Source organism: Oceanispirochaeta sp. (assembly GCF_027859075.1).
Taxonomy (GTDB): domain Bacteria; phylum Spirochaetota; class Spirochaetia; order DSM-2461; family DSM-2461; genus Oceanispirochaeta.
Map to the genome: position 1 here is coordinate 1 of NZ_JAQIBL010000060.1, position 7,830 is coordinate 7,830.

The 7,830-nt window shown below is 51.4% G+C and carries 7 protein-coding genes; 3 read left to right on the forward strand and 4 right to left on the reverse strand.

From position 1 onward, the window contains the following. Nucleotides 1–705 (reverse strand): exopolysaccharide biosynthesis polyprenyl glycosylphosphotransferase (locus PF479_RS03330; RefSeq protein ID WP_298002221.1); only part of this gene is annotated, 705 nt, incomplete at its 3' end. A gap of 6 nt (nt 706–711) precedes the next feature. Next, nucleotides 712–1,284, reverse strand: a complete 573-nt coding sequence (locus PF479_RS03335) for a hypothetical protein (RefSeq protein ID WP_298002209.1) — start codon at nt 1,282–1,284, stop codon at nt 712–714. Between the two features lie 173 nt (nt 1,285–1,457). Between PF479_RS03335 and PF479_RS03340 the strand changes: the two genes are divergently transcribed. The 3 genes from PF479_RS03340 (at nt 1,458) to PF479_RS03350 (ending at nt 5,046) form a co-directional block, all read left to right on the forward strand. Then, nucleotides 1,458–2,147, forward strand: a complete 690-nt coding sequence (locus tag PF479_RS03340; RefSeq protein WP_298002211.1) for an SOS response-associated peptidase — start codon at nt 1,458–1,460, stop codon at nt 2,145–2,147. Nucleotides 2,148–2,284: 137 nt separating this feature from the next. Next, nucleotides 2,285–4,558 (forward strand): xanthine dehydrogenase family protein molybdopterin-binding subunit, encoded by a 2,274-nt coding sequence (locus PF479_RS03345; protein ID WP_298002213.1) that lies wholly within the window; start codon nt 2,285–2,287, stop codon nt 4,556–4,558. Then, nucleotides 4,555–5,046 (forward strand): (2Fe-2S)-binding protein, encoded by a 492-nt coding sequence (locus PF479_RS03350; RefSeq protein ID WP_298002215.1) that lies wholly within the window; start codon nt 4,555–4,557, stop codon nt 5,044–5,046. Before PF479_RS03345 ends, PF479_RS03350 begins: the two co-directional genes overlap by 4 nt. A 3-nt stretch (nt 5,047–5,049) precedes the next feature. Here the strand turns inward: PF479_RS03350 and PF479_RS03355 are convergent, their stop codons facing one another. Then, nucleotides 5,050–6,072, reverse strand: coding sequence for an ABC transporter ATP-binding protein (locus tag PF479_RS03355; RefSeq protein ID WP_298002217.1), 1,023 nt, complete (start codon nt 6,070–6,072; stop codon nt 5,050–5,052). 1 nt (nt 6,073) lies between these two features. Beyond that, the gene (locus PF479_RS03360) at nt 6,074–7,756 is read right to left on the reverse strand and encodes an iron ABC transporter permease (protein ID WP_298002219.1); all 1,683 of its coding nucleotides are present in this window, start codon (nt 7,754–7,756) and stop codon (nt 6,074–6,076) included. Between the last annotated feature and the right edge of the window lie 74 nt (nt 7,757–7,830).

A 7,830-nucleotide genomic window follows, 5' to 3' on the forward strand; every position in this document is an offset into this window, starting at 1 on the left:
GTCAAACTCGATCCGTTTTTCCAGACTGGTATTCCCTCTCCAACCATTGATCTGAGCCCAGCCTGTAATGCCGGCTCTCATCTTGTGACGGAGCATATACCCTGCAATCTCATCCTTGAATCCTTCGATCAGCTCCGGGCGTTCGGGACGTGGACCTACCAGACTCATATCCCCCTTGAGTACATTCCATAACTGAGGGAATTCATCAAGGCTTGTTTTTCTTATAAACGTTCCAAACCAGGTACGGCGGGGATCATTTTCCACGGTCCAGGTAAATCCCTCTTCCTTGTCTGCATTCTGCCGCATGGAACGGAATTTCCACATTTTAAAAACCCTGCCTTTTACGGTCATCCGCTCCTGTCCATAAAAAATTGGCCCCGGGGAGGTCAGCTTCACGAAAAGACTGACAACTATAAGCATGGGTGAGAGCAGCAGTATCCCGAATAAAGAGCCGCCGATATCGATCAGCCTCTTGCTTATCAGGCTGAAATGGTTTTCAGAAGGGTTGTTGATATACAGGAGGGGGACTCCCAGAAAATCCTCAATGGTTGTACCGATAAGGGCGTAGTTTACCTGGGGTATCAGGATGATCGGTGTCACCTGATTGTAATGTGTCTTGATATACTTGTCCTGTTTTCCCTGTTTCTGACCGGAGTAACCTATGATAATACTCTGTGGATTCAGTTTTTTAACGAAATCATCAATCTTTTCTTATGTACAGGAAGGAAGCCCCTGTTCCTCTGCCCTACCTTCTGAGTCTGCCCAGCAGCAAATATGCATCCCCATATGAGGATTGCTCAGGACTTTCTCAATAAACCGGTCAATGTGGGTACCCTGGCCGATTATAAAAAGGTTATTGGACAGTTCTCCCTTGATCATCTTCATCATGATATGGTTCCGGAAGACGACTCTGTTCAGTATCAGGAAGATCTGACAGATGAAAAAGAAGAGAACCATTGTCAGCCGGGAGAGTCTGTTTGCCTGCAGGTTATATCCCGCCAGGATGAAGAATATCTGTATTTTTATATTCAGCATCAGGAGTCTGGAAAACTCCCTGTGCCAGGCATGCAGTATCTGCCGTGTATGGTAGTGCTCCCGGAAAAGAAAATAGGCCGCCACAATCACAGGGATCGGAATCAGTTTCATGAATTTGATAAAGGAAGAACTATCAGATTCCAAAATCATAAAACGGATATAAGTAGCCATAAGCCAGGAGAGAGCAACCAGAAGGAGGTCAAATAGATAATGGAAGAAAAGAAAGGTCTTTGATTGTTCGTTTAGCATAAAAATTCCTGTTTCTTTATATAACAAAAATACCATAATATTCTGTCATGGCATCTTGGAGAAGCTCATTCAGTATAAAGTATGTGCGTTTTGTTGAACAGGATAATATAAGGGTTGATCAAAATCTGACAGGAGAAGCAATTTAGGGTTAAAATAGTGTTAAGGAGATTGCCATGTGTTTCAGTGTAGCCCTCACCCGGGAGACAATTGAGAATGATCCCCGATTCAGTCATCTACTGGATGATTTATACTATAATTCCGGATTCAGAATCTCCGGTTTCAGTTTCCCCGGACTTCCCATTCTCAGGGACGGAGTGAATCAAAAAGCCATAGTCGCCCAATGGGGGCTGGTTCCCTCCTGGGTCAGAGACCCGGAGAAGGCAAAGCGTATCCGTTCTGGTACCTTGAATGCCCGTTGGGAGACTGTGGGGGAGAAGCCTTCATTCCGTGACAGCTGGCCTGGGAAGCGCTGCCTCCTTCCGGTGGAGGGTTTTTTTGAACCCCACCTGGAGGAGGGGATAAAGTCCACCTGGTATATCCGCAGAAAGGATGGCGGTCTTCTTTATCTGGGAGGGATCTATCAGGAAAATCATATTCTGAACAGTCCATATCCGACGCTGACCTTTTCCATCCTCACTCTGGGAGCATGGGATCTCCTGGCAGAAGTGCATAATGAAAAGCTGCGGATGCCTCTTCTCCTGGGGGGTGAACGGGCCGAGAAGTGGCTGGCCCCTGAGGGATCATCTCCCGATCCTGCCGATCCTTCCTGGTGTCTGAACCAGGATCTTCTGGAAGCGTCTGAGTTTGCCCCCCCGGAACAATCCGGGTCCTGGTCCCAGGGCTCCCTCTTCCAGGGATCTTGATCCCTTTAAATCCGGCATCATGTTGATTGATGTATTCAGGTTGGGTATAATTCAATTGATCAATCAGTCAAAATTCGAGTAAATCTGTTTTTGATGTACAACTATGGTTCCCGGGAACATCCCGTATGTGAGGTAATGTGAAGACCTGTTTTAGAAATGACGCTCGTCAGAAAGTCTGCGGTACTGCCCGCTTTGCAGATGATTACTCCTTTCCCCGCATGGTCCATTCCGTTCCTGTGTACAGCGATTATGTTCACGCCCGGATCACGGCAATTCTGGTGGAAGAGGCCGAGAGGATGCCCGGAGTTCTGGCTGTACAGACCTGGAAGGATGTGCCCGGTGCCCTGACTGCCGGTCAGATCGATCAGGATTTCCCCATCCTCGTCAAAGACCGGATTCGATTTAACGGAGATGTGGTCGCCATCATCACAGCCGAAACCAGAGCCGAGGCACTGGCAGCAGTGGAGAAAGTCCAGGTGAAGGCCAAGGTTCTTCCCATCCTGGTGGATACGGAAGAGGCCATCAAAAGCGCAGCCATTGTCATTCCCGAAGGACGGGCAGGCAATGTTGTGAATCATCATAAGGTCCGCAAAGGCAATCCGGAAAAGATGATGGCCGAGTCTGACATTATCATTGAAGAATTTTTTACAACACCCCTGGTGGAACATGCCTACCTGGAACCGGAGTGCGGAATCTGCATTCCCCGGGATGATGGTGTCCTCGAAATATATGGAAGCATACAGCACCCCTTCAGCACACGGCGTTTTGTCTGTGCCTATCTGGGTCGTCCCCTGGCATCGGTGATCGTTTATGCTCATGCCGTGGGTGGCAGTTTCGGCGGGAAAGATGATACGGCTTCTATTGTGTGTGCCCGGGCGGCATTGGCCGCTGTCAAACTGAAAAGACCAGTTAAGATGCTCTACGACAGAGCCTGGTCCATGAAAGAGAGTTACAAGAGGAATCCTTATAAAATGTGGTACAAGGCGGGGTTCTCTTCCGAGGGAAAACTGAAAGCCGTCATCAGCAGGACTCTCGCCGATTCCGGTGCCTATACCTCCACCACTCCCTGGTCTACCTGGCGCTCGGCCGCACAGAATGTGGGGCCTTATGAATTGGCGGATATCCATGCAGATGTTTACGGGGTAGCTACAAACAACATATTCTCCGGAGCATTCCGGGGGTTCGGATCTCCTCAGACCAATTTTGCCTTTGAGCAGGTTATTGATATGGCGGCGGACAGGCTGGGAATGGACCCTCTGGAAATCAGGAAACTCAATGCGGTCCGCCAGAACAGCGAGACCATCACCGGCCAGGTATTAGATGATCATTCTGTGAGTCTCATTGAAGTGATGGAAAAGACAGCCTCATCCATCGGCTTTAAGGAAAAGAGAAAGCTTTGCTCCCGGGGCGAGGGAGACAAGTGGTACGGTATCGGCATGGCTGCCTCCTACAGAGGCTGCAGTCTGGGGGCGGAAGGCATGGATTTCTGCTGTGCATCGGTGAATGTCCAGTTTGACGGCTCCATCCTGATTGATGTCTCTGTTTTTGAAAACGGTCAGGGGGCGCCCAGTGCCATGATTATTCTCGCCTCAGAGATTCTGGGTGTTCCCTTGGAGGACATCCACTATCAGGGCTCCTCTACGGCCTCCATTCCCGATGGAGGCACCACTGTCGCCTCCCGGGGTACCATGATGGGCGGCGGAGCCCTGAAGGATGCTCTGGACAGACTGAAATCGATACTCCGAAAGTCACTTCTCCCGGACCTTGCCGAGAAAGAAGAAGAAATTCAATTCCGTGATAACCGTATTTTTGGAACTAAGGGCCGGTCTATCAGCTGGAATGAAGCCGGGAAAAAAATGTATCTGGCCAGGGTCTATCCCTATGCCTTCGGCAGCTTTCAGGCTCCCAAGGTCTCCTGGAATGAAGAAAATGGCCAGGGTGACGCTTATTTTTCCTATGTCTACAGCTCTCAGGCCGTTGAAGTTGAGGTAGATCCTGAGAAAGGGAGCTGGCGAATATTGAATATTGTGGCCTCCCATGATATTGGAAAAGCCGTCAATCCTCCCATGGTTAAGGGGCAGATCTATGGAGGCATCGTTCAGGGCCTGGGGATGGCATTGACCGAAGACTTTCTGACCGATGATGAAGGCCGGGCTGTCTCATTAAACTATTCAAAATACAAGATCCCCCGGATGACAGACATACCCGAGATGGAGGCTCATATCATCGAAAATCATGATCCCCTGTCTCCCACGGGAACCAAGGGGATTGGAGAACCAGCCCTGGAAATCATAGCTCCTGCCATTGCCAATGCACTGGCCGCGGCAACGGGAAGACGTTTTACTTTCCTCCCCCTGAATCTTGATTCCCTGAAAAAAGAAACCCCGATCAAGGAGCCATTAAAAAAATGAGCCGCATTACTGTGAATGGTATAGAACATGAAATCGGTTCCGGGATGGAGGACCAGACCCTCCTCACATACCTGAGGGAAGAACTGGACCTGACGGGAACCAAAAACGGCTGCAGCGAAGGGACCTGTGGAGCCTGCACTGTCCTGGTGAACTATAAGGCTGTCCGAGCCTGCCGGTTTAAAATGTCAAAGGCTCATGATGCTGAGGTTCTGACCATCGAGGGTCTCATCCGCGAGGACGGCAGTCTGCACCCCCTCCAGCAGGCTTTTATCGATGCCGGGGCGGTTCAGTGCGGTTTCTGCACCCCCGGGATGATAATGCAGGCCATGGATCTGCTTCATAAAAATCCTGAACCCGACCGTGAGAGCATCCGAAAGGCCATGCGGGGGAATCTTTGCCGCTGCACCGGGTATCAGACCATCATCGATGCTGTGGAGCTGGCATCCAAACGGATGATGACCCCTCATCTTCCCTATGGCGGTTCCTGAGGATCAACCCAGGATCAGACAGTCTCTGACAGGGATGGTCCACCGGACTTCCTCCCTATCCTGAAATTCTATTGTGGCTTTTGTTTTGATTTTGATCAGATGAGGACCGCAATTCACTTCCATATATTGAAAGTCTCCTCCAAACTCCCTGTAAACCACATCTCCCCTGCAGCAAAGGTCATCCTCGTTCTGTGAGTCGCCCTGAAGGAGAACCCGGCAGTCTTCAGGACGGAAAAACAGACTGGCTTCCCCTAGGTTTTCTGTTGTACAGGAGATTTTTGCGAGATTGATTTCTCCCAGAATACTGCTGCCCTCAGAGAGAGGGATGATGTTGGCCGATCCGAAAAACTCTCCTGCAAACACATTCGCCGGCGCCCTGTAAATTTCCCGGGGAGTCCCTATCTGGCTCACTTGCCCCTCATTCATCAGCACGACAAGGTCGGAAAGGGCCATGGCTTCTTCCTGATCGTGAGTCACATACAGGGTGGTTATCCCTGTTTTGATCTGAATCTCCCGGATCTGTCGTCTCAATATTTTCCTGAGTCTGGCATCCAGCGCACTCAGGGGTTCATCCAGAAGGAGGAGGTCCGGTTCTGTTGCCAGGGCTCTTGCCAGAGCCACACGCTGTTTTTCCCCCCCCGACAGTTCTTCGATGGTTCTCCTGCCGAATCCTGACAGTTCTACCAGCTCCAGAAGCTCATTGCTGCGCCTCCTGGCGTCCTCTCCCTTGAGATTCATGCCGTAACAGATATTCTTCTCCACATTCATATGGGGAAACAGGGCGTAATCCTGGAAGACCATGCCCACCCTCCTGAAGCGGGGGTCCATTTCCGTGATATTCCGGTCCCCCAGAAGGACTGTTCCCTGATCCAGAGGGTACAGCCCGGCAATGGACTTGAGGAGGGATGTTTTCCCGCAGCCGCTGGGCCCCAGAAGAGTGATCAATTTTCCCGAAGGCAAGTCCAGGCTGCAGTTGAGGTGGAACTCTCCCAGGGTGAGGTCTACATTATTCAGGGTCAGGTTCATATCATGTCTCCCAGCCTTCAAAGGCATCGATGAGGATAAAGGCGGCCGTACAGATCAGAATCAGAATGGTTCCCAGGGCACAGGCGCTGTAGAATTTATAGGTTCCGATCAGCTTCAGGATGGCAATGGGAATCGTGGGTATTCCTGCGTCTGAGAGGATCAGGGTCGCGTTGATTTCTCCCAGGGAAATGGCCAGAGCAAAGGCTCCTCCAGTGATCAGGCCGGGTCGTATCAGAGGCAGTTCTATGGTGATGAACTGCCGGATTCCCCCGGCTCCCATCAGCCGGGAGGCGTCGAGGAGGCTCTGTCTGATCCTTTTCATGGCGGGAGTGAGGCTTCGGAGGACGAAGGGCAGGGCAATCACCGTATGGGCCAGAATGATGGAGACAACAGGGGAGATCATTTCCAGTCTTCCCCCCCTGCGGAGCCAGAGGTATCCCATCCCCAGGACAACCGAAGAGACCCCCATGGGCATCATGATGAGTGATTCAATCATCCCCGAAAAGCGGAATCGGTACCGGGAGAGAATCCAGGATGTATAGGCTCCGATGGTCAGGGTTAAGACCAGTGTGGAAATGGCCAAAATCAGGCTGTTCCTGATGGAAGAGGCAAGAAGCAGGGCACTGGCGCCCCGGGCGGAACCGGGGGGTTGGAGCATCTCCCTGTACCAGCGGAGAGAGAGTCCGGGGGGGCTGGTCCTGGTGGTCTGCACCAGCAGGGACTGGACCATGACTGTCAGAATCGGACCAAAGATTATAAAAAGGACGACTACAAAATAGGCGGCACAGAGGATTCTGGTCGTCAGGGATGCATCCCGCCAATGACTCTTGCTTCCTCTCCAAACCTGTCTTTGAATGTTTGTGTTTTCCCGGTTGATGTAAAACCAGGTCAGAAACAGGGTCGCTGCGGTCTCCACCAGGGCCAGGGCGCCTCCTTTTCCGAAATCGAGGGAATATTTTACGAGTCTGTAGACTTCCACTTCCAGAGTGGAGTAGCGCGGACCACCCCCCAGAACCAGGACCACGGCAAAACTCATAAAACAGTAGAGAAAAATGAGAGACCCCGCACTGATCATCCCAGGCAGAAGCTGGGGGAGGGTGATGGTTCTGAAAATTCTGCCTTCAGAGGCCCCCATGGTGCGGGCAGCCTGAAGCTGGTTTTCTCCCAGTCCCTCCCACCAGGCGGCAATGAGACGCAGGGCGATGGGAAAGTTATAGAAGACATGGGCCAGGAGGATGGCTTTGAAGGAGTACAATACATCCAGAACAGGTTTATCCCTTCCCATGAGGGCCATCAGGGTTTTGTTGATGACTCCCTGGCGGCCCCAGAAAAGGATAAATCCCAGGACCACCAGGATGGAGGGCAGAATAAAGGGTATGGTGGTGAGGGCTTTCAGTATTTTTTTTCCCGGAAAATCCAGGTGGGAAAGAATCCATCCCCCCGGCAGGGCCACCAGGAGGGACAGGAGGGTACTCAGAAAGGCCTGCCCCATGGTAAAGACAAAGATCCTTCTGTAGTAGGGACTGAGAACAAGCTCTTTCAGCCAATCCAGGGTCCATCTGCTTTCTGACTGAAGACCCTTCATCAGCAGCACGGCTACGGGGAGGTAAAAAGTCAGAAAGAGAAAGAGGATCACCGGAAGGAGACGCAGCTCCCCCGGTTTCATCCCTTTGGGGATTTTCATCAGAGCCCTGATTTCTCAACCCAGGACTGAACCCACTCATTTTCCCCTTTACTGATCTCATCCTTGTCCAGCAG